Annotated in this window: 27 protein-coding genes, 1 tRNA gene and 8 pseudogenes; 10 read left to right on the forward strand and 26 right to left on the reverse strand. The window is 72.7% G+C overall.

All coding sequences use genetic code 11. The annotated features are described in order from the left end of the window. Nucleotides 1-78 precede the first annotated feature (78 nt). From U6N30_RS22610 to U6N30_RS22645, 8 genes and pseudogenes are all read right to left on the reverse strand, one after another. Nucleotides 79-989, reverse strand: a pseudogene (locus U6N30_RS22610) (F0F1 ATP synthase subunit gamma). Nucleotides 990-1,051: 62 nt separating this feature from the next. Then, on the reverse strand, nucleotides 1,052-1,570 hold the full coding sequence (locus tag U6N30_RS35695) for a hypothetical protein (protein WP_479690534.1): 519 nt from the start codon (nucleotides 1,568-1,570) through the stop codon (nucleotides 1,052-1,054). Continuing rightward, nucleotides 1,531-2,688: a F0F1 ATP synthase subunit alpha gene (atpA, locus tag U6N30_RS22615; RefSeq protein ID WP_479690535.1), complete on the reverse strand. Its 1,158-nt coding sequence runs from the start codon at nucleotides 2,686-2,688 to the stop codon at nucleotides 1,531-1,533. The genes U6N30_RS35695 and atpA overlap by 40 nt, the downstream gene beginning before the upstream one ends. Nucleotides 2,689-2,742: 54 nt before the next feature. Beyond that, nucleotides 2,743-3,618 (reverse strand): F0F1 ATP synthase subunit delta, encoded by an 876-nt coding sequence (locus tag U6N30_RS22620; protein ID WP_324274054.1) that lies wholly within the window; start codon nucleotides 3,616-3,618, stop codon nucleotides 2,743-2,745. Then, on the reverse strand, nucleotides 3,618-4,151 hold the full coding sequence (locus U6N30_RS22625) for a F0F1 ATP synthase subunit B (protein WP_324274055.1): 534 nt from the start codon (nucleotides 4,149-4,151) through the stop codon (nucleotides 3,618-3,620). Before U6N30_RS22625 ends, U6N30_RS22620 begins: the two co-directional genes overlap by 1 nt. Nucleotides 4,152-4,239: 88 nt before the next feature. Continuing rightward, nucleotides 4,240-4,467: an ATP synthase F0 subunit C gene (gene atpE / locus U6N30_RS22630; RefSeq protein WP_092196290.1), complete on the reverse strand. Its 228-nt coding sequence runs from the start codon at nucleotides 4,465-4,467 to the stop codon at nucleotides 4,240-4,242. 62 nt (nucleotides 4,468-4,529) lie between these two features. Further along, nucleotides 4,530-5,356 (reverse strand): annotated as a pseudogene (gene atpB, locus U6N30_RS34470) (F0F1 ATP synthase subunit A). After that, nucleotides 5,353-5,589 carry a hypothetical protein gene (locus tag U6N30_RS22645; protein WP_324274058.1) on the reverse strand — a complete coding sequence of 79 codons (237 nt, stop codon included), beginning with the start codon at nucleotides 5,587-5,589 and terminating at the stop codon, nucleotides 5,353-5,355. Before U6N30_RS22645 ends, atpB begins: the two are co-directional and overlap by 4 nt. Nucleotides 5,590-5,886: 297 nt before the next feature. Here U6N30_RS22645 and U6N30_RS22650 point away from each other — a divergent pair, with 297 nt between their 5' ends. Then, the gene (locus U6N30_RS22650) at nucleotides 5,887-6,159 is read left to right on the forward strand and encodes a hypothetical protein (RefSeq protein WP_324274059.1); all 273 of its coding nucleotides are present in this window, start codon (nucleotides 5,887-5,889) and stop codon (nucleotides 6,157-6,159) included. A 63-nt stretch (nucleotides 6,160-6,222) separates the two neighbouring features. On the opposite strand, the gene U6N30_RS22655 is transcribed toward U6N30_RS22650, so the two are convergent. The 15 genes and pseudogenes from U6N30_RS22655 to argS form a co-directional block, all read right to left on the reverse strand. Continuing rightward, the gene (locus tag U6N30_RS22655) at nucleotides 6,223-7,314 is read right to left on the reverse strand and encodes an MraY family glycosyltransferase (RefSeq protein ID WP_324274060.1); all 1,092 of its coding nucleotides are present in this window, start codon (nucleotides 7,312-7,314) and stop codon (nucleotides 6,223-6,225) included. A 479-nt stretch (nucleotides 7,315-7,793) separates the two neighbouring features. Then, on the reverse strand, nucleotides 7,794-8,435 hold the full coding sequence (locus tag U6N30_RS22660; protein ID WP_324274061.1) for an L-threonylcarbamoyladenylate synthase: 642 nt from the start codon (nucleotides 8,433-8,435) through the stop codon (nucleotides 7,794-7,796). A gap of 154 nt (nucleotides 8,436-8,589) precedes the next feature. Beyond that, a complete protein-coding gene (locus U6N30_RS22665; protein WP_324278422.1) occupies nucleotides 8,590-9,366 on the reverse strand; it encodes a N5-glutamine methyltransferase family protein in 777 nt (258 codons plus the stop codon). Next, nucleotides 9,339-9,656 (reverse strand): class I SAM-dependent methyltransferase, encoded by a 318-nt coding sequence (locus U6N30_RS22670; protein WP_324274062.1) that lies wholly within the window; start codon nucleotides 9,654-9,656, stop codon nucleotides 9,339-9,341. The genes U6N30_RS22665 and U6N30_RS22670 overlap by 28 nt, the downstream gene beginning before the upstream one ends. Before the next feature lie 15 nt (nucleotides 9,657-9,671). Next, nucleotides 9,672-10,748, reverse strand: a complete 1,077-nt coding sequence (prfA, locus tag U6N30_RS22675) for a peptide chain release factor 1 (RefSeq protein ID WP_324274063.1) — start codon at nucleotides 10,746-10,748, stop codon at nucleotides 9,672-9,674. A gap of 123 nt (nucleotides 10,749-10,871) precedes the next feature. Beyond that, nucleotides 10,872-11,108 (reverse strand): 50S ribosomal protein L31, encoded by a 237-nt coding sequence (gene rpmE, locus U6N30_RS22680; protein ID WP_324274064.1) that lies wholly within the window; start codon nucleotides 11,106-11,108, stop codon nucleotides 10,872-10,874. Nucleotides 11,109-11,287: 179 nt separating this feature from the next. Beyond that, nucleotides 11,288-13,288 carry a transcription termination factor Rho gene (gene rho / locus U6N30_RS22685; RefSeq protein ID WP_324274065.1) on the reverse strand — a complete coding sequence of 667 codons (2,001 nt, stop codon included), beginning with the start codon at nucleotides 13,286-13,288 and terminating at the stop codon, nucleotides 11,288-11,290. 362 nt (nucleotides 13,289-13,650) lie between these two features. After that, the gene (gene thrB / locus U6N30_RS22690; protein WP_324274066.1) at nucleotides 13,651-14,589 is read right to left on the reverse strand and encodes a homoserine kinase; all 939 of its coding nucleotides are present in this window, start codon (nucleotides 14,587-14,589) and stop codon (nucleotides 13,651-13,653) included. A 155-nt stretch (nucleotides 14,590-14,744) separates the two neighbouring features. Beyond that, nucleotides 14,745-15,673: pseudogene (gene thrC, locus U6N30_RS34480) on the reverse strand (threonine synthase); the annotation flags it as partial. Beyond that, complete coding sequence (locus tag U6N30_RS22705; protein ID WP_324274067.1) at nucleotides 15,670-16,974, reverse strand: homoserine dehydrogenase; 1,305 nt, start codon at nucleotides 16,972-16,974, stop codon at nucleotides 15,670-15,672. The gene U6N30_RS22705 and the pseudogene thrC, both read right to left, overlap by 4 nt. After that, nucleotides 16,971-18,464, reverse strand: a complete 1,494-nt coding sequence (gene lysA, locus U6N30_RS22710) for a diaminopimelate decarboxylase (RefSeq protein ID WP_324274068.1) — start codon at nucleotides 18,462-18,464, stop codon at nucleotides 16,971-16,973. Before lysA ends, U6N30_RS22705 begins: the two co-directional genes overlap by 4 nt. Next, on the reverse strand, nucleotides 18,461-18,745 hold the full coding sequence (locus U6N30_RS22715) for a DALR anticodon-binding domain-containing protein (RefSeq protein ID WP_324278423.1): 285 nt from the start codon (nucleotides 18,743-18,745) through the stop codon (nucleotides 18,461-18,463). Before U6N30_RS22715 ends, lysA begins: the two co-directional genes overlap by 4 nt. Beyond that, a complete protein-coding gene (locus U6N30_RS22720) occupies nucleotides 18,682-18,999 on the reverse strand; it encodes a hypothetical protein (RefSeq protein WP_324278424.1) in 318 nt (105 codons plus the stop codon). Before U6N30_RS22720 ends, U6N30_RS22715 begins: the two co-directional genes overlap by 64 nt. A 9-nt stretch (nucleotides 19,000-19,008) precedes the next feature. Beyond that, nucleotides 19,009-19,242: pseudogene (locus tag U6N30_RS22725) on the reverse strand (arginine--tRNA ligase); the annotation flags it as partial. After that, the gene (gene argS / locus U6N30_RS22730; protein WP_324274069.1) at nucleotides 19,140-20,120 is read right to left on the reverse strand and encodes an arginine--tRNA ligase domain-containing protein; all 981 of its coding nucleotides are present in this window, start codon (nucleotides 20,118-20,120) and stop codon (nucleotides 19,140-19,142) included. The pseudogene U6N30_RS22725 and the gene argS, both read right to left, overlap by 103 nt. A 459-nt stretch (nucleotides 20,121-20,579) precedes the next feature. Here argS and U6N30_RS22735 point away from each other — a divergent pair. The 6 genes and pseudogenes from U6N30_RS22735 to U6N30_RS22760 form a co-directional block, all read left to right on the forward strand. After that, a pseudogene (locus U6N30_RS22735) lies at nucleotides 20,580-20,863 on the forward strand (DUF3105 domain-containing protein); the annotation flags it as partial. 12 nt (nucleotides 20,864-20,875) lie between these two features. Next, complete coding sequence (locus U6N30_RS22740) at nucleotides 20,876-21,082, forward strand: hypothetical protein (protein ID WP_324278605.1); 207 nt, start codon at nucleotides 20,876-20,878, stop codon at nucleotides 21,080-21,082. Between the two features lie 44 nt (nucleotides 21,083-21,126). After that, entirely contained in the window at nucleotides 21,127-21,399 is a 273-nt protein-coding gene (locus U6N30_RS22745) for a hypothetical protein (RefSeq protein ID WP_324278606.1), read from the forward strand. Further along, nucleotides 21,321-21,515 (forward strand): DUF305 domain-containing protein, encoded by a 195-nt coding sequence (locus U6N30_RS22750; RefSeq protein ID WP_324274070.1) that lies wholly within the window; start codon nucleotides 21,321-21,323, stop codon nucleotides 21,513-21,515. The genes U6N30_RS22745 and U6N30_RS22750 overlap by 79 nt, the downstream gene beginning before the upstream one ends. A gap of 20 nt (nucleotides 21,516-21,535) precedes the next feature. Further along, nucleotides 21,536-21,688 (forward strand): annotated as a pseudogene (locus U6N30_RS22755) (DUF305 domain-containing protein); the annotation flags it as partial. 154 nt (nucleotides 21,689-21,842) lie between these two features. Continuing rightward, nucleotides 21,843-21,914: transfer RNA gene (locus tag U6N30_RS22760), tRNA-Arg, on the forward strand. A gap of 25 nt (nucleotides 21,915-21,939) precedes the next feature. Here U6N30_RS22760 and U6N30_RS22765 read toward each other — a convergent pair. Together U6N30_RS22765 and U6N30_RS22770 are read right to left on the reverse strand one after the other, a co-directional pair. Continuing rightward, entirely contained in the window at nucleotides 21,940-22,191 is a 252-nt protein-coding gene (locus U6N30_RS22765; protein WP_324274071.1) for a RidA family protein, read from the reverse strand. After that, the gene (locus U6N30_RS22770; protein ID WP_324274072.1) at nucleotides 22,173-22,346 is read right to left on the reverse strand and encodes a hypothetical protein; all 174 of its coding nucleotides are present in this window, start codon (nucleotides 22,344-22,346) and stop codon (nucleotides 22,173-22,175) included. Before U6N30_RS22770 ends, U6N30_RS22765 begins: the two co-directional genes overlap by 19 nt. Before the next feature lie 210 nt (nucleotides 22,347-22,556). On the opposite strand from U6N30_RS22770, the gene U6N30_RS22775 reads away from it, so the two are divergent. After that, nucleotides 22,557-23,348 (forward strand): alpha/beta fold hydrolase, encoded by a 792-nt coding sequence (locus tag U6N30_RS22775; RefSeq protein WP_324274073.1) that lies wholly within the window; start codon nucleotides 22,557-22,559, stop codon nucleotides 23,346-23,348. 77 nt (nucleotides 23,349-23,425) lie between these two features. On the opposite strand, the gene U6N30_RS22780 is transcribed toward U6N30_RS22775, so the two are convergent. After that, nucleotides 23,426-24,118 (reverse strand): SDR family NAD(P)-dependent oxidoreductase, encoded by a 693-nt coding sequence (locus tag U6N30_RS22780; RefSeq protein ID WP_324274074.1) that lies wholly within the window; start codon nucleotides 24,116-24,118, stop codon nucleotides 23,426-23,428. A 203-nt stretch (nucleotides 24,119-24,321) separates the two neighbouring features. On the opposite strand from U6N30_RS22780, the pseudogene U6N30_RS22785 reads away from it, so the two are divergent. Both U6N30_RS22785 and U6N30_RS22790 read left to right on the forward strand, forming a co-directional pair. Beyond that, nucleotides 24,322-24,551: pseudogene (locus tag U6N30_RS22785) on the forward strand (AMP-binding protein); the annotation flags it as partial. Nucleotides 24,552-24,682: 131 nt separating this feature from the next. Then, a pseudogene (locus U6N30_RS22790) lies at nucleotides 24,683-25,269 on the forward strand (AMP-binding protein); the annotation flags it as partial. Nucleotides 25,270-25,418: the final 149 nt, after the last annotated feature.

The following is a 25,418-nucleotide window of genomic DNA, read 5'->3' on the forward strand; positions in this document are numbered from 1 at the left end:
ACTGCTCTCCTGCCCTCGGGCTGTGTGCTCTGCGGGGTTCGTCTCGCGCGTTCGGGTGGATCATGGAAGGTCGCCGGCTCAGTCGCCGGCGCCGGCCGAGACCAGCGCGTCGGAGCCACCGACGATCTCGCTGATCTCCTGGGTGATCTCGGCCTGACGGGCCTGGTTGGCCTGCCGGGACAGGTTCTTCGCCAGCTCCTCGGCGTTGTCCGACGCCGACTTCATCGCACGACGCCGCGACGCCGACTCGGAGGCGGCCGCCTCGAGCATCGCCGCGTAGATCCGCGTGGTGACGTACTTCGGCAGCAGTGCGTCGAGGAGCCCTCGGCGGACGGCTCGAACTCGTAGGAGGTCGGGACGCCGGAGTCGCCGGCCGCACCCGTCTCGCGGTCCTCCCGCTCGTAGTCGAACTCCTCCACCTCCTCCACCTCCAGCGGTGCCATCCGCTTGGCGACGGGGACCTGGGAGAGCAGCGAGCGGAACTCGGTGTAGACGATGTGCAGCTCGTCGACGCCGAGGACGCCATCGGCTCCGGCGTCGCCGTCCTCGTCGTCCTCACCCGCGGTGAAGACGTCGATGAGCGCGGAGCCGACCTTCTGGGCGTCCTCGTACCCGGGCTGCTCGGAGAAGCCGGTGAAGGTTTCGGCCATCTCCCGGTCACGGAAGGAGTAGTACGTCTCGCCCTTGCGGCCGACGACGTACAGGACCGGCTCCTTGCCCTCCTGGCGCAGCAGGGAGAGGAGCTCCTCGGTGCGCCGGAGCACGTTGACGTTGTAGGAGCCGGCGAACCCGCGGTCGGAGGTGATCACGAGGACCGCCGCACGACGCGGGTTCTGCCGCTCGGTCAGCAGCGGGTGGTCCAGCGAGGCGGACGACGCCAGCGCCGACAGCACCCGCGTGATCTCCCGGGCGTAGGGCTTGGACGCCTCGACCCGGGCCTGGGCGCGCACGATGCGGGCACCGGCGATCAGCTCCTGCGCCGAGAAGATCTTCTTCGTCGACTGGGTGGAGCGGATGCGGCGCCGCAGCGCGCGGAGGAGGCGGCCACGGGTCAGGCCTTCTTCTTGACCTGGACGCGCTCCTGGCCACGCTCGGACGCGTCCATCGCCTCGGCCTCGGGCTCGTTGACCTTCAGCGACTCGCCCTCACCGGTGGTGAACTGCCCGTAGAAGGCCTCCACCGCCTGCTCCAGGTTCTGCACGGTGTCGTCCTCGAGCTTCTTCGACGTCCGGATGGTGTCGAAGACGCCCTCGTGGTTGCGGGCCACGAAGTCGAGGAACTCGGACTCGAAGCGCCGCACGTCGCTGACCGGTACGACGTCGAGCTTGCCCGTCGTCCCGAGCCACAGCGACACGACCTCGCGCTCGACCGGGTAGGGCGAGTACTGGCCCTGCTTGAGCAGCTCGACCAGGCGCATGCCGCGGTCCAGGGTCGCCCGGCTGGACGCGTCCAGGTCGGAGGAGAACGACGCGAAAGCCTCCAGCTCGCGGAACTGCGCCAGGTCCAGGCGCAGGCGGCCGGCGACCGACTTCATCGCCTTGATCTGCGCCGACCCACCGACGCGGGACACCGAGATGCCGACGTTGATGGCCGGGCGGACACCGGAGTTGAAGAGGCCGGTCTCGAGGAAGATCTGCCCGTCGGTGATCGGATGACGTTGGTCGGGATGTAGGCCGACACGTCGTTGCCCTTGGTCTCGACCAGCGGCAGGCCGGTCATGGAGCCGGCGCCGAGCTCGTCGTTGAGCTTCGCGCAGCGCTCCAGCAGGCGGGAGTGCAGGTAGAAGACGTCGCCCGGGTAGGCCTCGCGGCCCGGCGGACGGCGCAGCAGCAGCGAGACGGCGCGGTAGGCCTCGGCCTGCTTCGACAGGTCGTCGAACACGATGAGGACGTGCTTGCCCTCGTACATCCAGTGCTGGCCGATGGCCGAGCCGGCGTAGGGCGCGATGTACTTGAAGCCGGCGGCCTCCGACGCGGGGGCCGCGACGATGGTCGTGTACTCCATCGCGCCGGCCTCCTCGAGGGCCGAGCGGATCGCCGCGATGGTCGAGCCCTTCTGGCCGACGGCGACGTAGATGCAGCGCACCTGCTGGGCCGGGTCGCCGGTGGCCCAGGCTTCCTTCTGGTTGATGATCGTGTCGGTGACGATCGCCGTCTTGCCCGTCTGGCGGTCGCCGATGACCAGCTGACGCTGCCCTCGACCGATCGGAGTCATGGCGTCGATGGCCTTGATGCCGGTCTGCATCGGCTCGTGCACCGACTGCCGCTGCACCACGGTGGGCGCCTGGAGCTCGAGCGCGCGCCGGCCGGTGGTCTCGATGGGGCCGCCGCCGTCGATCGCGTTGCCCAGCGGGTCGACGACCCGGCCGAGGTAGCCGTCGCCGACGGGGATCGAGAGCACCTCGCCGGTCCGGCGGACCTGCTGGCCCTCCTCGATGCCGGAGAAGTCACCCAGCACCACGACGCCGACCTCGCGCACGTCGAGGTTCAGCGCCAGCCCGCGGACGCCGCTCTCGAACTCGAGCAGCTCGTTGGTCATGACCGAGGGCAGTCCCTCGACACGGGCGATGCCGTCGCCGGCCTCGGTGACCGTGCCCACCTCCTCGCGGGAGATGTCGGGGCTGTACTCCGTGACGTAGCTCTGGATGGCACTGCGGATCTCGTCTGCGGAGATCGTCAGCTCGGCCATGGGTCGTCCTCTTCCCTGCGGGTGGTGTCTGGGATGGTCGGTCGGTGGGGTGCGTCAGCCGGCCAGTCGCCGCTCGGCGGCTTCCAGGCGGTGGGCGATGCTGCCGTCGATGACCTCGTCGCCCACCTGGACGATCAGGCCGCCGAGCACGCCCGGGTCGACGGTGACCTGCAGATTGACGGTGCGCCCGTAGATCCGGCGCAGCACGTCGGTGAGCCGCTGCTCCTGGGCGTCGGTGAGGGGTACGGCGGTCGTGACCCGGGCCACGGACTGGCCGCGGCGGCGGCTGGCCACCTCGGAGAGCCGCTCGACGGCGTTCTCCGCGGTACCGACGTGCGGGCCGGTGAGCACGTTGCGCAGCAGCTGCTCGGTGACGGGGCTGACCCGCCCGGAGAGCAGCTGGTCCAGCAGTGCGCTCCTGCCCTCGGCCGGCGCCTTGCGGTCGCTGAGGATGCGGCCCAGCTCCCGGTCCCCGCCGACGATGCGGCCGAACCGGAACAGCTCGTCCTCGACGGTGTCGAGCTCACCGCGCGCGTCCGCCGCGTCCAGGGACGCCTCGGTCGCCAGGGCGCCGAAGGCGTCGACGATGTCGATCGGGTGGGACCACCGCTGGCGCGCGACGGTCTCGATCAGGTCCAGCGCCGTCGTCGACACCTTCGAGCCGAACAGCCGCTGGGCCAGCGCGGCGCGATCGTCCGGCCGGCCGGCCGGGTCCGACAGTGCCCGGCGCAGCGAGAGCTGGCCGTTCAGCAGCCGTCCGACGGCGAAGAGCTCGTCGGCCAGGGAGAGCAGCTCCGGTCCGGTCGCCGCCCGCGCGGGCTGCCCGGTGAGCCGGTCCTTCGCCCGCTCGATGACGCCGGAAGCAGGGCGACTCAGCCGGTCGAGGCGCTCCCGCACCTCGACCAGTGCCGCCCGGCTGGAGGCCTCCATCAACGGGTGCTCCCGGAGACGCTGGTGGCACCACCGGTACGTCCGTCCGGGCTGCCGGCCGCCATGCCGTCGAGCTCGGCGAGGAAGCGGTCGACGGTGCCGCTGCGCCGGGCGTCGTCGGCGAGCGACTCGCCGACGACCTGGCCGGCCAGCTGCACGGCGAGCGTCCCGATCTGGCCACGCAGCTCGTTGACGACCTGCTGCCGCGCGCTGGCGAGCTGCTCCTCGCCACGGGCGACGATGCGCTGCGACTCCTCCTGCGCCTGGGTCCGCAGCTCCTCGAGGATCTGCTGCCCCTCGGCGCGGGCCTGGTCGCGGATCTGCGCCGCCTCGTTGCGTGCCTCGGCGAGCTGGGCGCGGTACTGCTCCAGCGCGGCCTTGGCCTCGGCCTGCATGGCCTCGGCCCGCTCGATGCCGCCCTCGATCGCCTCGCGGCGGGCCTGGAAGACCTGCTCGAAGCGCGGCACGACGAACTTGATCACCACGAAGACCAGGATCCCGAAGGTGATCAGGCCGACGATGATCTCGCCCACGGGGGCAGGAGCGGATTGGCGCTCTCCGCAGCCAGGATGTTCATGCTCTGCACGTCCCTAAGTCAGACGGACCGGACCGGATGGTCGATCAGTAGATGAAGGGCACGACCAGGCCGATGAGCGCCAGCGCCTCGGAGAGGGCGGCACCGAGGAAGGCGTAGGTCCGGGTGAGGCCTGCGGACTCGGGCTGACGCGCGGTCGCCTGGATGTAGGCGGCCCACACGATGCCCACACCGATGCCGGGGCCGATGGCGGCGAGGCCGTAGCCGACGGTGCCGATGTTGCCCTCGAGCGCTGCGAGAACCTCTGTCGTCATGGGGGTCTTCCTCCTGTGTCGGTCGCCCGGGTCGTTCCGGGCGGCTGGCGGGGGTAAAGCGGTCAGTGAGCGGGCTCGACGGCGCCGTTGAGATACGTCGCGGTCAGCACGGTGAAGACGTAGGCCTGCAGGATGATCACCAGCACCTCGAAGAACGTCATGGCCAGCGCCATGGCGAAGGCGAAGGGGCTGAAGATCACCGAGAAGTTGCCCACGGTGAGCAGGTAGACGGTCCCCAGCGAGAAGACGACGAGCAGCATGTGGCCGGCGAACATGTTGGCGAAGAGCCGGACGGCGAGGGTGAAGGGCCGGATCACGAAGACCTGGAGCAGCTCGATCGGCGTGACCAGGATCAGAGCGGCCGCCGGCACTCCCGGGGGACCGCGGCGTCCTTGAAGTAGCGCGCCGCACCCTGCTCCCGGATGCCGACCCAGTTGTACATGACCCACACGATCACGGCGAGGACCAGCGGCCAGGCGAACTTCGAGTTCGGCGAGATCTGGAAGAACGGCACGATGCTCATCGCGTTGTTCGCCAGGATGAAGAAGAACAGCGAGGCGAGGAACGGAGCGAACGGCAGCCCCTTGGGGCCGATCACGTCGCGGGCGATGCCGTCACGGATGAGCGAGTAGCCGCTCTCGCCGAGGTACTGCATCTTGCCCGGCACGATCGACGGCTTGCGCACCGCCAGGACCAGCAGGGCGAGGATCCCCGCGGTGGCGATCCAGGAGATGATCGTGATGCGGGTGATCTCGAAGGCCACCCCGAGGATGGAGAACTCCGCGATGGGCTCCGGGTAGAACTCCGCAATCGTCGGAGCCTGGAAGCCGTCCCCGCCGGATCCTTCGGCTGCGAGCACGCTGCCGAGCGCTGAGGCGCTGGAGGTCACCGTCGTCCCTTCTGCGTCTTGCGGTACTCCGGTGGCCGGCTCCGCTGCCCGCCCCGGGTCGTGCTGGTGGGCCGATTTCCCGCAGGCGGATCGACGGCCCCGTACTTGACGACCACCAGGTAGATGGCCACCCCGAGACCGAGGAGGAGTCCGACCAAGGCGAAGACCCGGGTCTCCAACCAGCGGTCGAGCAGCACTCCGGCCCCGCCCCACACGATGATCCCCGAGAGCAACGTCCCGGTGATCCCCAGCCGATGTCCGCCCCGCTGGGCTGACGATCGGTCGGTTCGGTGGTGCGAGGTCGGGCGTCCCCGCGAGCAGGGCTGTCCTCGGCCATCGGTCGGGACACTATCTCAGCCGTGTGACGCGGGCTTTTCCGGGTCCGGCTGAGGTTCCTCGTGCGTCCCGGCAGGGCGCACCTGGGCGGGACCTCCCGTGCCCGTGGAGGGCGGCGCGGGTGGCGGCACGTAGTACATCTGCCGCGTCCACACCCACCGTGCCTGGACCGCCCCCACAGCAGCGTCCCGGCGATGACCGTCCAGGCCAGGGTGAGCCGGTCCAGCCACCCGTCCTCGGGAACCGACCCCAGCACCCCGAACAGCACCAACGCCTTGACCAGGAACGTGCCGAGGGCCGCCGGCAGCGAGAGCGCGTCGTCGATCCGGCCGGCCCACGCGATCACCACCGCGGAGATGCAGAAGAACGCCGTCACGGTGGCCGCACCGGCCACCACCCCCGCCGCGCTCCCCACCCGCCGAGGACGCCGGCCACCGGCGCGGCGATCGCGGCGGCGGCCACCGTGACCAGGACGCCCGGCCGCAGGAAGGAGATGTCCCAGGGAGCCTGCACGCGCGGTGCGCCGTGGCTCATCGGAGCGCCTGCCCGGCCGGGCGCTGCTCGGAGCCGGCGTGGGGCGGCCGGGCGACACCGTGCGCCCGCAGGGCGCGCGCGGTCGGGTGCTCGGCCCGGCTGCGCTCGCGCTGCGCCGCCAGCTCCGCGGCCCGTGCCTCCCGCGCCGCCCGACGGGCTCGCGGACTGAGGACCACCACGACACCCACGACGAGGAGCACGGCGATCGCCACGACGAGCTCGGCCTGACCGCCGGTGATCGACAGCCCCACCGCGCCGAAGGACAGCAGCGCCGCCCAGAAGTACATGACCAGGACCGCGCGGCGGTGCGAGTGGCCGATCGAGAGCAGCCGGTGGTGCAGGTGCATCTTGTCCGGCGAGAACGGCGACTGGCCCTTGCGCGTCCGCCGGATGACGGCCATGAGCAGGTCGACGAACGGGATGAAGAGGACGGCGATGGGCACCAGCAGCGGCAGGGCCAACGGCAGCAGGCTGGCGGCCGAGTCGAACGACTGCGGGTCCACACCGCCGGTCGCGGTGACGGCAGCCGCGGAGAGCATGAGACCGACGAGCATGGAGCCGGAGTCGCCCATGAAGATCCGCGCCGGGCTGAAGTTGTGCGGCAGGAAACCGATGCACGCGCCCGCGAGGACCGCGGTGATCAGCGCCGGCGCGCTGGCCACCTCGTCGTAGCCGACGACCCCCAGGTGGTAGCTGTAGGCGAAGAACGCCAGCGCCGCGATGGCGGAGACGCCCGCAGCCAGACCGTCGAGACCGTCGATGAAGTTGAGCGCGTTCACCGTGGCGACCGTCAGCAGGATGGTCAGCGGCACACCGATGTCGGGGCCCAGGGAGATCGTGCCGATGTCGGCGACCGGCAGGAACAGGAAGGCCAGCTGCACGCCGAGCAGGACCATGACCCCCGCGGCGGCGATCTGTCCGGTCAGCTTCGTCAGCGCGTCGAGGCCCCACCGGTCGTCCAGCACCCCGAGCAGGCAGATGAGACCACCGGCGACGAGCACCGCGATCGTCTGGGAGTCGTCGAACGTCCGCTGGAGGGCCGGCAGCCTCGTGGCGACCATGATCGCCGCTGCCACGCCGAGGTACATCGCGACGCCGCCGCCACGGGGGTCGGGATCACGTGGACGTCGCGCTCCCGGGGAGCGGCCATCATCCGCGCGCGGATGGCGACCATCCGCACCACCGGGGTGGTCAGGAACGTGACCAGCGCGGCGGTGAGGAGGACGACGACGTACTCGCGCACGGGATCAGGTGGCGCTGTTCGGGTGGGGACCGAGCGCAGCGGGAGCCGGCGCGGGGATCAGGCCGTCGGTGCACCGGGAGACGGAGCGCAACTCGGACCCCCACTCCATCGGACTCGCTGCGGCCCGCGGTACCCGGGCAGGGCGCGCGGCGGTGCTCCCACTATGACACTGCGATCCTCCGGATCGCCCCGCCACCACGTGCCGTTCCCCACGTGCGCGGAGCCGTTGGATCTCCTCCGCGAGGAGCCCTCCGGGCCCCGCTCGTCGGGGACCCGGGGCTGCGAGCCCTCCTCGCGGACCTCTCCGAGGCCCGCTCGTCGGGCTCAGTCGGTGATCTCCCGGACGACATCGCGCAGCCGGTCCACCCCGATCGCCCCGATCCGCAGCACGCGCGGGACCGCACCGGTGCAGTCGACGATGGTGCTGGCCGCGGAGCCCTGACGGGGTCCGCCGTCCAGGACCACGGCAGCGTGGGTACCGAGCTGATCCAGGGCCTCTGCCGCCGTCGTCGCCGCCGGGCGGCCGGAGCGATTGGCGCTGGAGACGGCGAGCGGCCCCGTCCGCCGCAGCAGGTCCCTTGCGAGGTCGTCGTCCGGGAGCCGGATCGCGACCGTGCCCTCGGCGTCGCCGAGATCCCAGGCGAGGGACGGCGCGTGCTCGAGCACGAGGGTGAGCCCACCGGGCCAGAAGGCCTGGGCCAGTTCCTGAGCGGTCGGCGGCAGGTTCACCACGAGGCCGGCCAGCGTGGACGCCTCGCCGATGAGCACCGGGACCGGCATCGTCCGGCCGCGGTTCTTCGCCGCCAGCAGTCCGGTGACCGCGGCGGGCGTGAAGGCGTCCGCGGCCACGCCGTAGACCGTGTCGGTGGGCAGCAGGACCAGCTCGCCCTGGCCGATCGCCGCGGCCGCGGCATCCAGGCCGGCAGCGCGCGCCTCGGGGTCGGAGCAGTCGAAGAGATCAGCCACGAGGGCGCAGTCTGTCACCGCACGGCAATGGCCTCGCCGGGCGGTCGGCGAAAGGACGGGGACTGTGGTGGAGCGACCGGCCTGGTCGCGGCGGCCTCCATCGGCCGGTGGTCTTCTCCCTCGTCGCAGGGGTGCACGCCGCGGCGACGCACCGCTACCGGCCCTGGCGGGTCCCGCTGGCGGCCGGCGCCGGCACGGCCCTCACGGTCCTCCCGCGCCGGCTCGCGGCCGCGGTCGCGGATGTGGGCGGGCCCCTCGGGGACGTCGCGGACACCGTCGTCGACGTCGGCTGGCGCACCGACGTCGTCGTCGTGACGCTCGCCGAGCGGTGGAGCACGCGTCCCGCCGGGTGTTGCCGCTGGTGCGGCTCACGTCCTCCGGGCGGTGGTGAAGCGCGGTCTGCCGGCCAGGTCGGGGTGGTCCTCGACGTCGGTGAACCCGCCGTGCGCACGGACGACGGACGGCAGCGCGACGCCCTGCTGGTCGGCGTGCTCGATGCCGAGCCATCCCCGGGCTGCAGCAAGCGAACGGCGACGGCCAGCATCCCGCGGACGACGTCGAGCCCGTCGGGGCCGCCCCACAGCGCCAGCGGCGGGTCGTGGTCGGCCACCTCGCGCGGCAGCACCGCGTCGTCGGGCACGTACGGCGGATTGGACACGACGACCGCGGCCCGGCCGTCGAGCTCCGACAGCAGCGCCGGATCGGTCATGTCGCCCTGGACGACGCCCACGGGCGTGTCGCCCGCCGCCACCCGGGCCATGGCGTTGTGCCGGGTCCATGCGATGGCGCCGGGGTCGCGCTCGACGGCGGTGACCCGCGCGCCGGGGTGCTCGTGCGCGATCGACAGCCCGATGGCACCGGAACCACTGCCCAGGTCGACGACGATCGGCCCGTCGAGGCCGGTCAGCCGCTCGACGGCCCAGCCCGCCAGCTGCTCGGTCTCCGGCCGGGGACGAAGACGCCGGGCCCCACCGCCAGCTCGAGGAAGCGGAACGGCGCCCGACCGGTCAGGTGCTGCAGCGGCACGCGGTCGGCCCGCTGCTCGAGCAGCCCGGCGAAGCGGGCGGCGTCCTCCTGCGGCACCTCGCCCAGGGTGAGCAGCCGGCTCCGCGGGACGCCGAGGACGGCCGCCAGCAGCAGCTCGGCGTCCACCCGCGGCGACTCGACCCCCGCCTCGGCGAGGCGCCGGGCGGCGTCGGCGAGCAGCGTCCTGCACGTCATCCCGACCGTCCCGCCCTAGGACCCGGCCGCCAGCAGCTCGGCGGTGTGCGCGGTGGTCAGAGCGTCGATCACCGCGTCGAGGTCGCCGTCGATCACCTGGTCGAGGTTGTGCGCCTTGTAGCCGACGCGGTGGTCGGCGATCCGGTTCTCCGGGAAGTTGTAGGTGCGGACCCGCTCGCTGCGGTCCATCGTCCGCACCTGGCTGCGCCGCTGGTCGCTGGCGGTGGCCTCGGCCTCCTCGCGGGCGGCGGCCAGCAACCGCGCGCGGAGGACGCGCAGCGCGGACTCCTTGTTCTGCAGCTGGCTCTTCTCGTTCTGCGAGCTGACCACGATGCCGCTGGGCAGGTGGGTGATGCGGACGGCGGAGTCGGTGGTGTTCACGCTCTGCCCGCCCGGTCCCGACGAGCGGAACACGTCGATGCGCAGCTCGTTCGGGTCGACCGTGACGTCGACCTCCTCGGCCTCCGGGAGCACCAGCACGCCGGCGGCCGAGGTGTGGATGCGGCCCTGCGACTCGGTGACCGGCACCCGCTGGACGCGGTGCACGCCGCCCTCGAACTTCAGCCGGGACCAGATGCCCTCGTCCGAGCGGGACTTGATCGCGACGGCGACGTCCTTGTAGCCGCCCAGCTCTGCCTCGACGGCGTCGAGGACCTCGGTCGACCAGCCTCGACGCTCGGCGTAGCGCAGGTACATCCGGAGCAGGTCCCCGGCGAACAAGGCCGACTCGGCGCCGCCCTCCCCGGCCTTGATCTCGAGGATGACGTCCTTGTCGTCGTCGGGGTCCTTGGGCAGCAGCTGCTCGTGCAGCCGGGCGGAGAGCTCCTCCACCTGGGTCTGGAGGGTGCGCGCCTCGGCGGCGAACGAGGCGTCGTCCCTGGCCAGCTCGTGGGCGGTGGCGAGGTTGCCGCGGGCCTCCTCCAGCGCCCGGGAGGTCTCGACCAGGGGCGCGAGCTGGGCGTACCGACGACTCAGCCGGCGGGCGCGCGCCTGGTCGGCGTGCACGGACGGCTCGGCGAGCTCGCGCTCCAGGGAGGCGTGCTCGCCGAGCAGGTCCGACAGCCGCTCGGGCGTGGCGTCGGGGCTGCTCACGGTGTCACCTCTCGGAAAGCTCGTGCGTCGTCGCGGGGAAGCACGCGGCGGGACGGGACTGCGGACATGACGACGGCGCCCGTCCCGCCCCGGGGAGGGGCGGCACGGGCGCCGTCGGTCGTGCTACTTGTCGGCGGTCTCGGCGCCGGCCGCCGCGCGCTTGCCGAACCGCTTCTCGAAGCGGGCGACGCGGCCACCGGTGTCCAGGATCTTCTGCTTGCCGGTGTAGAACGGGTGGCACGCCGAGCAGACCTCGACGGTCAGCTGACCGGTCGGGGACGTGCTGCGCGTCTGGAAGGTGTTGCCGCAGCCACAGGTCACCGTGGTGACGTTGTAGGCCGGGTGGATGTCGCTCTTCATGCCTGCGCCTCTTCCGAGAAGTCTGTGTCGAACACGTGGTGGGAACGCCGTCGGCCGACCGTTATTCCGGCCGCGGCGGGGCTCGGCCGACCAGTCTCCCAGATCGGGCGACCGGCCAGCAGGTGACCCCTGCAGGATCCCGCCGCGAGCCTGCGAGCGGTGGGGGCAGGGGTCCTTGCTCACTCCTGGCCGGGGCCCAGCGTCGTCTTCTGGATCTGCATCAGGAACTCGACGTTGTTGCGCGTCTTCTTCAGCTTGTCCAGGAGCAGTTCCAGCGCCTGCTGCGGCTCGAGCGCGGCGAGCACCCGGCGCAGCTTGATGACGATGGCCAGCTCGTCGGGGTTCATCAGGATCTCTTCCTTGCGGGTACCCGACGCGTTCACGTCGACCGCCGGGAAGACCCGCTTGTCCGCCAGCCGGCGGTCGAGCTTGATCTCCGCGTTACCCGTGCCCTTGAACTCCTCGAAGATGACCGTGTCCATCGTGGAGCCGGTCTCGACCAGCGCCGAGGCGATGATCGTCAGGGAGCCGCCGTTCTCGATGTTGCGGGCCGCACCCAGGAAGCGCTTCGGCGGGTAGAGCGCCGTGGAGTCGACGCCACCGGAGAGGATGCGCCCGCTGGCGGGGGCCGCCAGGTTGTAGGCCCGGCCCAGGCGGGTGATCGAGTCCAGCAGGACGACGACGTCGTGGCCCATCTCGACCAGGCGCTTGGCGCGCTCGATGGAGAGCTCGGCGACCGTGGTGTGGTCCGACGGCGGCCGGTCGAAGGTCGAGGCGATGACCTCGCCCTTCACCGAGCGCTGCATGTCGGTGACCTCTTCGGGCCGCTCGTCGACGAGGACCACCATGAGGTGGCACTCGGGGTTGTTCGTCGTGATGGCGTTGGCCAGCGACTGCAGCACCATCGTCTTGCCGGCCTTGGGCGGCGACACGATCAGCGCCCGCTGCCCCTTGCCGATCGGCATGACCAGGTCGATCACCCGGGTGGTCAGCAGGTGCGCCTCGGTCTCCAGCCGCAGCCGCTCCTGCGGGTAGAGCGGCGTCAGCTTGGTGAACTCCGGGCGGCTCTTCGCCTGCTCGGGGTCCAGGCCGTTGACCGTGTCGAGCCGGACCAGCGCGTTGTACTTGTCCTTGCGCTCGCCCTCGCGGGGCTGGCGGACGGCGCCGGTGATCGCGTCACCGCGGCGGAGGCCGTAGCGGCGGACCTGGGACAGCGACACGTAGACGTCGTTCGGCCCGGTCAGGTAACCCGAGGTCCGGACGAACGCGTAGTTGTCGAGAACGTCCAGGATCCCCGCGACCGGCAGCAGGACGTCGTCCTCGCTGACGGTCGGTTCGCCCTGGTCGAAGCGATCGCGGCCGCCGCCGGTGTTGCCACCGCGCTTGTTGCGGTCCCGGTAGCGGCGGCCCCGGCGACCGCGACCGCCCTCGAAGTCGTCGTCGTCCTCGTCGTTGGGGTTGCTGCCTCGACCGCCCTCGGTGCGGTTGTCGTTGCGGTTGTCCGGCCGACCACCGCGCTCGTTGCGGTCACCGCGGTCGGGACCACGGTTGCCGTCCCGGTTGCTCCCGCCGTCGCGGTTGGTGCCGCCGTCCCGGTTGCTGCCGCCGTCGCGGGCAGAGCCGTCGCGGTTGCCCCCACGGTCGTTGGTCGGACGGTCGGTGCCGCCGTCGCGAGCCGAACCGTCGCGGGCGGAGCCGTCACGGTCCCCTCGGTTGCGGCCGCGGCTGCGCTGCGGGCGCTCACCCTCGGTGCGCTGGTCGCCGTCGGCGGGCGCACCCTCGGTCGACGGCGCGGTGGTCTCCTGACCCTCCGCCCGGTCGTCGGGAGCCTCGGTGGTCGGCTCGGTCGCCGGGGTCGCCTCGACCGACGGGGAGCCGGCCGGGCGGCTGGCGCCACGACGGGAGCGGACGGGCCGCACCGTCTCGGTGCTGCCGGTCAGCGGGCCGCCGTTCGCGCCACCGGTGACGGGGGCCTCGATCGGTGCCGACGAAGCGGCGATACCGCGGGCCTCGGGAATGCCGGCGGCAGCGGGTGCCTCGGCGGGGGACGCCGCATCCGAGGCCGCGCCCCCGCCCACCTGACGGGCGGAGATGGCGGCGACGAGGTCGCCCTTGCGCATCCGGCCGGTGCCGGAGATGCCCAGCTCGCCGGCGAGCCGCTGCAGCTCGGGCAGCAGCATCCCCGACAGTCCGTTGCCGCGGCGACGGGGCTGCCCGTCGTCCCAGATGCGGCGGTCGCCTCGGTCGGGCCGGCAGCGTCCTGCGTACCGGTCACCTCGAGGTCGGTGGTTTCACTCACGTACAGGTCCTTCCCTGCGGTGACCTGCGCGTTGCAGCGCAGGGGTGCCCCGGCCCCTGGAGCTCCGGCCCGGAGGCGGGAACGCAGATGGGAACGGGTCGAAAAACTGCGAGGCGGATCAGCGGCGAAGAGAGATCGTCTGCTTCGGCCCCGCGCGAGGCTCGCCCTCGTGGGCGGCTACGCCGTGAGCGTAGACGGAGCTCACAGGGTGAACAACACCGGTGGCTTCCAGCGTGTTCCTCGTTATCGAGACGATACCTGCGAGTTCTCCTCGAGAACAGCCGCCCCGTCGCCGTCGACCCCCATCGGGAGGACCGTCCAGGCCGGCGGGACCAGCTCGCCGATGGTCCGCAGGGCGCCCGCGGATCCTCCGCCACCCGGCGAGGCGTGCGCGAGGACCAGCACGCTCGGCCCCGCGCCGGAGACGACGGCGGCCAGGCCGCGTTCGCGGAGCCGGTCGACGAGCGCGATCGAGTCGGGCATCGCGGCCGCGCGCTGCCGCTGGTGCAGACGGTCCTCCGTGGCGTCCCACAGCAGACGGGGATCGCGCGTCAGCGCGTGGACCAGCAGCGCGGCCCGGCCTGCGGCGTGCGCGGCGTCGGCGTGCGGGACGGTGGCGGGCAGCAGACCGCGGGCCACGTGCGTCGACAGCGTGTGTTCGGGGACGAGGACGACCGGCACGACGGAGGGTTCGACGTCCAGCCGCGCGGCGCGTGCGCCGCCCGCCGCCATCCAGGAGAGCGTGGCGCCGCCGAGCAGGCACGGGGCCACGTTGTCGGGGTGCCCCTCCAGCTCCGTGGTCAGCCGCAGGACGGCATCGAGGTCGACCGACTGCACGTCGGGGCACAGTGCCCACGCGCCGACGACGCCGGCCACGACGGCCGCGGCCGACGACCCCATCCCCCGCCCCTGCGGGATCGAGTTCTCCGCGACGACGCGCAGCCCGGCCGGCGACCAGCCCAGCTCTGCGCACGCCGCGCGGAACGCGCGCACGACGAGGTGCGACCCGTCCGTGGGCAGCTCGCCCGCACCGACGCCGGACACCTCCACCGCGAGACCGGAGTCGGCGACGGCGAACTCGAGGACGTCGTGCCGGCTGAGGGCCAGCCCGGCGCAGTCGAACCCCGGGCCGAGATTGGCGCTGGTGGCGGGGACGCGGACCCGGACGGCGTTGCCGCTCACAGGCCGAGCTGAGCTGCGGCCGCGGCGGCGTCGACCGGGATGGTCACCGGGGCGGGCGCGCCGGAGATGGCCCACTCCGGGTCCTTGAGGCCGTTGCCGGTCACCGTGCAGACGATCCGCTGCCCGGGCTCCAGCTCGCCGGCCGCGGCGACCTGCAGCAGCCCGGCGACGGACGCCGCGGATGCCGGCTCCACGAACACCGCCTCGCTGCGCGCCAGGAGCCGGTAGGCGGACAGGATCGCGCGGTCGGTGACGGCGTCGATCCGGCCGCCCGACTCGTCACGGGCGGCCAGCGCCTTGGTCCACGACGCCGGGTTGCCGATCCGGATCGCGGTCGCGATCGTGCTGGGGTTCTCCACGACCTGGCCGCTGACGATCGGCGCGGCACCGGCGGCCTGGAAGCCCCACATCCGCGGCCGGCGGGTGGCCGGGCCGGGAACCTCGGAGTCGACGCAGTACTCGCGGTAGCCCTGCCAGTAGGCGGTGATGTTGCCCGCGTTGCCGACCGGCAGGCAGTGGATGTCGGGGCGTCGCCCAGGACGTCGACGATCTCGAACGACGCTGTCTTCTGCCCCTCGATGCGGTACTGGTTGACGCTGTTGACCAGGCTGACCGGGTAGTCGATCGCCAGCTTGCTGGCCAACGCCAGGCAGTCGTCGAAGTTGCCCTCGACCTGGAGCAGCTGGGCGCCGTGCACGAGCGCCTGGGCCAGCTTGCCCATGGCGATCTTCCCCTGCGGCACCAGCACGGCGCAGGTGAGCCCGGCGCGGGCGGCATAGGCGGCGGCGCTGGCGCTGGTGTTGCCGGTCGAGGCGCAGATGACCGCCTTCGACCCCTCCTCGACGGCCTTGGTGATGGCCATCGTCATGCCGCGGTCCTTGAAGGAACCGGTGGGGTTGGCGCCCTCGACCTTGAGGAACACCTCGCACCCGGTGCGGCGGGAAAGCTCGGGTGCCGGCAGCAGCGGGGTCGCGCCCTCCTGGAGGGTCACGACAGGGGTGTCGGCGCTGACCGGCAGGCGCGAACGGTAGGCCTCGATCAGTCCCGGCCAGCCGGGCGACACCGTCGTCGGCGAGATGCTCATGACAACCCCTCCACACGCAGGACGCTGGTGACGCCCCGGACGGCGGGCATGTCCCGCAGCGCGGAGATCGTGGCAGACAGCGCCGAGTCGGGGGCGCTGTGCGTGACGATGACCAGGGTCGCGGCGTCGCCGTGCCCGTTCTGGCGGACGGTGGCGATGCTCACCTCGTGCCGGGCGAACTCCTGCGCGACGGTCGCCAGCACACCGGGCTTGTCGGCGACGTCGAGGCTGACGTGGTAGCGGGTCGGGGTGTCGGCGATCGGCCGGACAGCGAGGTTCGCGTAGCCCGTCGGCCCCTGTCCCGACGCCCCGGCCAGCCGGTTGCGAGCGACGGCCACGAGGTCGCCGAGCACCGCGCTGGCGGTCGGCTCGCCCCCGGCGCCCTGCCCGTAGAACATCAGCTGCCCGGCCGCCTCGGCCTCCACGAACACGGCGTTGAAGGCGCCGCCCACCGAGGCCAGCGGGTGGCTGGTCGGGATCATCGCCGGGTGCACCCGGACCGCGACGGAGTCCCCGTCCCCGTTCCCGACCCGCTCGCAGATCGCCAGCAGCTTGACGGTGCAGCCGATCTCGGCCGCGCGCGCCACGTCGGTGGCCGACACCGCGGAGATGCCCTCGCGGTACACGTCCGCGGCCGACACCGGCGTGTGGAAGGCCAGCGACGCGAGGATCGCGGCCTTGGCCGCGGCGTCGAAGCCGTCGACGTCGGCGGTCGGGTCGGCCTCGGCGTACCCGAGCTCGGTGGCCTCGGCCAGCGCCTCGGCGAAGCCGGCGCCGGTCTCGGCCATGCGCGACAGGATGTAGTTGGTCGTGCCGTTGACGATGCCGACGACGCGGCGGAGCTGGTCACCGGCCAGCGACTCGCGCAGCGGCCTCAGCAGCGGGATCGCGCCGGCCACCGCGGCCTCGTAGTAGAGGTCGACGCCGCACTTCGCGGCGGTGGCGTGCAGCAGCGGACCGTCGTCGGCCAGGAGCGCCTTGTTGGCGCTCACCACCGACTTGCCCGACTCGAGCGCGGCGAGGATCAGCGTGCGGGCCGGCTCGATGCCACCGATGACCTCGACCACGAGGTCGACGTCCTCCCGGGTGACGAGGGTCTGCGCGTCGGTGGTGAGCAGGTGCTGGGGGACGTCGGGGTGGTGGTCCGGGCGCCGGACCGCGATACCGGCCACCTCGACCGGCCGCCCGACCCGGGCGGTGAGGTCGTGAGCCTGCTCGCCGATCAGCCGCAGGACCGCGCTCCCGACCGTTCCGCAGCCGAGCAGGGCGACCTTCAGGGGCCGGGACTGCGGAGACGTCACGACTGGGCTCCCACGGGGTGCTCGGGCGCGGGCTGCGACGGCGCCGGGGAGGGCGCGGCCGTGCCGGCGAGGACGGCGTCGAGGGCGAACACGTCCGACAGTGTCTGACGCCGGACGATCTCGGTGGCCGCGCCGTCCCGGACGGCGACCACCGGGGGCTTGAGCAGGTAGTTGTAGTTGCTCGCCATCGACCAGCAGTAGGCGCCGGTGGCCGCCACCGCGAGCAGGTCGCCGGGCTGCACGTCCGAGGGCAGCCACAGGTCGCGGACCAGGATGTCGCCGCTCTCGCAGTGCTTGCCCACCACCCGGCACAGCGCCGCCGGGGCGTCGGAGGTGCGGTTGGCCAGCACGCAGGTGTAGCTCGCGTCGTAGAGCGCGGTGCGGATGTTGTCGCTCATGCCGCCGTCGACGGAGACGTAGTTGCGCACCATCGGTGTCCCCGGGGCGCCGCTCGCGCCCAGCCGCACCGGCTTGATCGTGCCGATCTCGTAGAGGGTGACGGTGCCGGGGCCGGCGATGGCGCGGCCGGGCTCGACGGCCAGGCGGGGCACCGGCAGCCCGAGCGCGGCGCACTCCGCGGCGACCACGGTCCGGAGCCGCGTGGCGACGTCGTCGGGGGTGACCGGGTCGTCCTCGGCCAGGTAGGCGATGCCGAAACCACCGCCCAGGTTCAGCTCCGCCAGCAGCTCGCCGGTGGCCTGCTGGACCTGGCCGAGGAGCCCGACGACGCGGTGGGCGGCGGCCTCGAAGCCGGCCGTGTCGAAGATCTGCGAGCCGATGTGGCTGTGCAGCCCGGCGAGCCGCAGCGCCGGCTCCCGGATCACCCGGACGGCGGCGGTGAGCGCGTCACCGGTGGCCAGGGAGAAGCCGAACTTCTGGTCCTCGTGCGCCGTCGCGATGAACTCGTGGGTGTGCGCCTCGATGCCCACCGTCGCGCGGATCAGCACCGGGACCGGCGCGCCACCGTCGGACACCCGAGCCTCCGCCAGCGGGACGAGCCGGTCGATCTCGTCGAAGGAGTCGAGCACGATGTGCCCGATCCCGGAGTCCACCGCCAGCCGGAGCTCGAGGAGGGACTTGTTGTTGCCGTGCAGCGCGATGCGGTCGGCCGGGAAGCCTGCGGCCAGGGCGAGGGAGAGCTCGTTGCCGCTGCAGGCGTCGAGGTGCAGCCCGTCGTCGGCGATCCAGCGCGCGACCTGACCGCAGAGGAACGCCTTCGAGGCGTAGTGCACGTCGGCGTCGGCGAAGGCCGTGGCGAAGTCCGCCGCCCGGCCGCGGAAGTCGCCCTCGTCGAGGACGAACAGCGGGGTGCCGTGCTCGCGGGCCAGCTCGGTGACCGCGCGGCCGCCCAGGTGCAGCACGCCGTCGACCCGCTCGGCCGAGCGCGGCCACACCTGCGGGTCCAGGACGCCGAGGTCGCTCGGCGGCGCGCCCGCAGCGGTCGGCTGGGAGATGTTCCCGTGGAGCGGCCCGGCCGGGTGCGCCCTCACATCCGCTCCGGGGCGCTCACGCCGAGGACGTCGAGACCGTTGCGCAGCACCGTCGCGGTCGCGGCGCACAGCCACAGCCGCGCCGTGGTCAACGCGGTGGCCTCCTCGTCGCCCCGGGGCAGCACCCGGCAGGAGTCGTAGAACCGGTGGTAGGTGCCGGCCAGCTCCTCGAGGTAGCGCGCGACCCGGTGCGGTGCCCGGAGCTCCGCGGCCGCGGTCAGCACCCGCGGGAACTCGCCGATCGCGCGGAGCAGGTCGGTCTCCCGCTCGTGCCCGAGCAGGGTGACGTCGACGTCCGGCGCCTCCCCAGGGCCAGGCCCAGGTCGGTGGCGTTGCGCAGCACCGAGGAGATCCGGGCGTGGGCGTACTGGACGTAGAAGACCGGGTTGTCGTTGGTCTTCCGCGTCCACTGGTCGACGTCCACGTCGATCTGCTGGTCGACGGACGCACGGGCCAATGCGTACCTGGTCGCGTCGACGCCGATGGCCTCGACCAGGTCGTCGAGGGTGATGACGTTGCCCGCGCGCTTGCTCATCCGCACCGGCTCGCCGTCCCGCAGCAGGTTGACCAGCTGGCCGATGAGGATCTCGAGATGGGCCTGCGGGTCGTCGCCGGTCGCCGCCACGAGTGCCTTGTAGCGGCCCACGTAGCCGGAATGGTCAGCAGCCAGCATGATCACGACGCGGTCGAAGCCCCGCGCCCGCTTGTCCAGGTAATAGGCGCAGTCGGCGGCGAAGTAGGTCGGCTCGCCGTCGGCCCTGACGAGGACCCGGTCCTTGTCGTCGCCGAAGTCCGTCGTCCGCAGCCAGACGGCCCCGTCACGCTCGAAGACCTGCCCTGCTCGCGCAGCCGGGCCACCGCCTTCTCCAGGGCGCCGGACTCGTGCAGGCTGGACTCGGAGAAGAAGACGTCGAACTCGACGCCGAGCGCGACCAGCGAGCTGCGGACCTCCGCGACCATCAGCTCGACGCCGTGGGCGCGGAACTCCGGCAGCTGCTCGTCGGCCGGCCGGTCCAGCAGCCCGGGCACACGGGCCACGACCTTGTCGGCGATCTCCCCGATGTAGCTCCCGGCGTACCCGTCCTCGGGCACCGGCCGGCCGAGCGCGGCGGCCTGCAGGCTCTTGGCGAACCGGTCGATCTGTGCCCCCGCGTCGTTCAGGTAGAACTCCCGCGTGACGTCGGCTCCGCTGGCCTCGAGCAGGCGCCCCAGCGCATCGCCGACCGCCGCCCAGCGGGTGCCGCCGATGTGGACCGGACCCGTCGGGTTCGAGGAGACGAACTCCAGGTTGAGCTTCTGCCCGGCCAGGACCTGGGTCCGGCCGTAGGCCGGCCCGGCGCTCACGGCCTGGACGGCGATCTGGCCGAGCGCGCCCTGGGCGAGGGTGATGTTGAGGAAGCCGGGGCCGGCGACGTCGACCGTCGCGATGCCGGGCTCGGCGGCCAGGTCGCCGGCCAGCAGCTCGGCGACCTCGCGGGGCGGCCGGCCCGCGGCCTTGGCCAGCCGGAGGGCGATGTTGGTGGCGTAGTCGCCGTGCGCCCGGTTCTTCGGACGCTCGACCACGACCTCGGCGGGCACCTCGACCGCGAGCGCGCCGCGGTCGACGGCCGCGGCCACGACGGTCCGGACGACGTCACGCAGCTGCTCAGGTGTCACCGCACGAGCGTACTGACCGGCGCCGTCGGCCCCGTCGACCCGCCCGGTCCCAGGAATCCCACGCTCCCAGGGACCGCACAGGGACGCGACCTATGCTCGCCGACGGGCATCCGCGCCCCGACCCTGCACCGAGCATCGAGGAGAGGCCTTGGCCAAGGACCGCAAACCCGCGAGCGGCAACGGCAGGTCTGCCGGCACGGGAGGCGCCACCGCCAAGGGTGGTCGTACCCGTCCCGCGGCCAACGTCGTCTCCCGCAGCGGCCCTGGGGCCTCATCGCCGCCGCCGTCGCGGTGGTCGTGTTCGCCGCCGCGGTCATCACCTACGCCGTGGTGCAGGTGAACGAGTCCAACGCCAACAAGGTCGCGTCGATCGACGAGATCGACGGCGCCCAGACCTTCGACTACGCCGCCGGCCAGGACCACGTGCCGACCCCCGTCAGTTACGAGGAGTCCCCGCCCGTGGGCGGGGCGCACGACGGCAACTGGGCCGACTGCACCGGCACCGTCTACGACGTGGACATCCGGCACGAGAACGCCGTGCACAGCCTGGAGCACGGCGCGGTCTGGATCACCTACAACCCGGACGAGGTCAGCGACGACGACATCGCCACGCTGGCCGAGCTGGTCGACGGCGAGTCGGGCCGGATGCTCTCGCCGTACGAGGGCCTGGACTCCCCATCAGCCTCCAGTCCTGGAACCACCAGCTGAAGGTCGACAGCGCCGACGACATCCGCGTCAAGCAGTTCGCCGATCTGATGACCTACAAGAGCGGCGAGTTCCCGGAGCCGGGAGCCAGCTGCGAGAACCCGGCCTTCGCCGCGGACCCGCTGACCGCGGAGGACGTCAGCACGCCGATCGGGCCCAGCGACATGCCGACGACGGACGGCGCCGACCCGACCGGGACCGAGCCGACCGAGGCGCAGCCCACCGAGGCGCAGCCGACCGAGACCGGGGCCCCCTGACCACCGCCCCGGCAGCCCGCAGCCAGCCCCCGTCGGAGGACGACGTGACCACCCCCGCAGAGCACCGGCAGCGGCCGCTGAGGGTCGCCCTCCTGGCCGTCATCGCCGTCGGGCTCGTGCTCCTCGGCGGCGGGCTGGCGGTGGCGATCGGGATCGGCCGGACGGCGGACCCGTCGGCCGACTCCGTGGCGGCCGGGTTCTCCCGGGACATGGCCCGCCACCACCTCCAGGGGTCGAGATGGCCAACCTCGTGCCCGAGCGCAGCACCGATCCCGAGGTCGAGCAGCTCGCCTTCGACATCGCGGAGACGCAGCTGAACCAGGCCGGGCGGATGCAGGGGTGGCTGTCGCTGTGGGGGTGCCGCAGAGCGGCGGCGACACCATGGCCTGGATGTCCGGGGACGCCGGTCACTCCGGGCACGACATGGCGATGACCGGCTCGTCGATGCCCGGCATGGCGACCGAGGCGGAGCTCGCGGCCCTCCGCGAGCTGCGCGGGACGGCGTTCGACGTCGAGTTCCTCCGCCTCATGATCCGGCACCACCAGGGCGGGCTGGACATGGCGCAGTACGCGGCCGAACACGCGGACGTCACGGCCGTCGCACAGCTGGCCGACACGATGGCGCAGACCCAGTCGGCCGAGACCGGGACGATGAGCGACATGCTGGCGGCCCGGGGCGGCACTCCCTCCCGGCGCCCTGAGGGCCTGCGTCCAGCCGTCGCCGGACGGCTGATAGCGTTCTCCCCGCACCAACGGACGAGCCCCCGTAGCTCAGGGGATAGAGCACTGCCCTCCGGAGGCAGGGGCGCAGGTTCGAATCCTGCCGGGGGCACTCATCCGATCTGGGCCGGGGCGGTTCACGCCAGCACCGCGATCGCCTCGACCTCGACCAGCAGGTCGGGCTCGGCGAGCGCCGCCACGCCCACGAGCGTCATGGGGCGGACCGGGAAGCTCCCCAGCCGGGCCGCGACCCGGCCGGCGCCGTCCATGAGTGCGGCCATCTTCGACCCGGTCCAGTCGACGACGTACACGGTCACCTTGGCGACGTCGTCGAAGCTCCCGCCCACAGCCGAGAGCGCGGTGGCCAGGTTCAGGTAGGCCTGCTCCACCTGCGCGGCGAGGTCACCGGCACCGACGGGCTCCCCTCCGCGGTGCGGGCCACCTGCCCGGACACGTAGACCGTCCGGGATCCGGTGGCCACGCCCACCTGGACGTACGCATCGGACTTCGGCAATCCGTCGGGGTCGATCAGTTCCACCGGCACGGCGGTCTCCTGTCCTCGGTCACCGCCCGGACGGCGGTGGCCGGGAGTCAACCGCGGGGTCCGACAGTCCGGGGCGCCGCATGCGCGTCCGGCGGCTCGGCTAGCGTCCGGACGCATGCAGACCAGCGGCATCCAGCGGGCACAGGTGGGCGACCTCGAGATCGCCTACGAGACCTTCGGCGACGCCGGTGACCCCCGGTCCTCCTCGTCATGGGTTTGGCCACGCAGATGATCGGCTGGCCCGACGAGTTCTGCGCCGACCTGGCCGGGCGGGGCCACTACGTCGTCCGGTTCGACAACCGGGACATCGGGCTGTCCACGCACCTGCACGGCGCCGGCACGCCCGACATCCTGGCGATGTTCGGCGGCGACGCGTCCTCGGCCGCCTACGCACTGACCGACCTGGCCGCCGACACGATCGGCCTGCTCGACGCGCTGGCGCTGGACGGCGTCCACCTGGTCGGAGCCTCGATGGGCGGGATGATCGCCCAGCTGGTCGCGGTGCAGGCGCCCGACCGGGTCCGCAGCCTCACCTCGATCATGTCGACGACCGGCGAGCCCGGCGTCGGGTCGCCCGCCGAGGTCGCGCTGCCCGTGCTGCTGGCCCCGGCCGCCACCGACCGCGAGGGCGCGATCGAGCGGGTGATCGACACCTACCGGGTCATCGGCTCCCCCGGCTTCGAGTTCGACGAGGCGGCGCTGCGCGACCGCGCCGGGCTCTCCTTCGACCGGGCCCACGACCCGGCCGGGGTCGCCCGGCAGCTCGCCGCGATCCTGACCACCCATGACCGCACGCCGGACCTGGCGGAACTCGACGTCCCGACGCTGGTCGTCCACGGGTCGCAGGACACGCTGGTCGACGTCAGCGGCGGCCGCGCGACGGCCGCGGCCATCCCCGGCGCCGAGCTCCTCGTCGTGGAGGGGATGGGCCACGACCTGCCGCGCGAGGTGTGGCCGCAGATCCTCGACCGGATCACCGCGCTGGTGACCCGGGCCGGCTGACTCAGCTGGTCAGCATCCCGCCCTCGACGGGGATGGTGGTACCGGTGACGTACCCCCGGCGTCGCTGACCAGGAAGATCAGGGCGGCCGCCAGCTCCTCCGGGTCGCCCTTGCGACCGACGAGGACACGGGCGAGCTGCGACTCGAGGTACCCTCGGGGTACTGGTCGGTCATCTCCGAGGTGAAGAAGCCGGGCGCGAGAGCGTTGACGCGGATGCCCTTGCGTCCCGTCCACTGCTGGGCGAGATCCCGGGTGAGCCCGATCAGCCCCGCCTTGCTCGCCGCGTAGGCCGCCTGCGGCAGGCCGGCGGTGGTGAGGCCCAGCACGCTGGAGATGTTGACGATGGAGCTGCCCGGCTGCATCACGCGCCCGCAGGCCTGCGCCATCCAGTAGCAGCCGTTGAGGTTGACGTCGATGACCTGGCGGAACTGCTCCGGGGCCTCGCGGGTGGCCGGCGCGGCCGTGCCGATCCCCGCGTTGTTCACCAGGATGTCGACCTTGCCGAACTCCGCCATCGCGGCGTCGACGAGGCCCTGGCAGTCCTCCGGGAGGGCGACGTCGGTGCGGACCGAGACCGCCCGCCGGCCGGCCGCCTCCACCGCCTGCTGCGTGTCGGCGAGGCGGTCGACCCGCCGGGCCCCGAGGACGACGTCCGCACCGGCCTCCGCGAGGGTCCGCGCGAAGACGGCGCCGAGACCCGACGACGCCCCCGTCACGATCGCGACCCGGCCGTCCAGCCGGAACATCTCCAGGATCGTGCGGTCTGCCATCGTCGAGCTCCCCTTCGCCGTGCGGTGTCCGTCCCTCCGGCGACCGTAACCGCGATGTGGGGTAGGCCACCTCTCGGGCGGGTAGGGCGGCGTTCCGGACGACGAGGTCCGGGACCTCGACGGGGAGGCAGACGGACGTGACCGACCTGGCCCAGAACCTGCTCGACACCGCGGAGGCGCACCCTGACCGCCCGGCCCTGCGCATGGACGACGCCGTGCTCACCTACGGCGACTTCCGCGACGCGGCGCTGAAGGTCGCGGCGTCCCTGCAGGCCCGCGGCATCTCCGCCGGGGACCGCGTCGGGATGGTGCTGCCGAACGTGCTGTCCTTCCCGGTCGTCTTCTCGGCGCCCTGCTCGCCGGTGCCACCGTCGTCCCGATGAACCCGCTGCTCAAGGCCCGGGAGGTCGAGTACTACCTGCGCGACTCCGGCGCGCGGCTGGTGGTGGCCCTCGACCCCGCCGAACCGGTCGTGGAGGCGGCGGGCACCGTCGGCGTCGACGCGGTCACCGTCGGGCCGGTCTCCCCGACGCGCTCCTGGACGTCGACCCGCTCGGCGCCCCCGTGGAGCGGTCCGGCGACGACCTCGCCGTCATCCTCTACACGTCGGGCACCACCGGGCAGCCCAAGGGTGCCGAGCTCACGCACGCGAACCTGGCCGGCAACTGCCGCACGACGGCCGAGACGCTCGCGGAGAACACCGAGGACGACGTGATCATGGGCTGCCTGCCGCTCTTCCACGTCTTCGGTCTCACGTGCGGCCTCAACACCGCCGTCCTGAAGGGCTCGCTGCTCACACTGATCCCCCGCTTCGACGGCGCGAAGGCGCTGTCGGTCATCGATCGCGACGGGGTGACGATCTTCGAGGGCGTCCCGACGATGTTCGCCGGGATGCTGCACTCCGAGGGGCGTCCGGGCACGACGTGTCCAGCCTGCGGCTGTGCGTCTCCGGCGGCTCGGCCATGCCGGTCGAGGTGATGCGGTCCTTCGAGGAGCAGTTCGGCTGCATCGTCCTCGAGGGCTACGGGCTCAGCGAGACCTCACCGGTCGCCTCGTTCAACCACCCGCACGCGGAACGGAAGCCCGGCTCGATCGGCACGCCGATCGCCGGGGTCGAGATGCGCCTGGTCGACGACGACGGCGCGGACGTCGCGGCCGGCGAGGTGGGCGAGATCGCCGTCCGCGGCGAGAACGTGATGCAGGGCTACTGGCAGCGCCCGGAGGAGACGGCGAAAGCCATCCCCGACGGCTGGTTCCGGACCGGCGACCTCGCCCGCCTGGACGAGGACGGCTACTTCTT

It is taken from the genome of Blastococcus brunescens (assembly GCF_035320885.1).
Lineage (GTDB): Bacteria > Actinomycetota > Actinomycetes > Mycobacteriales > Geodermatophilaceae > Blastococcus_B > Blastococcus_B brunescens.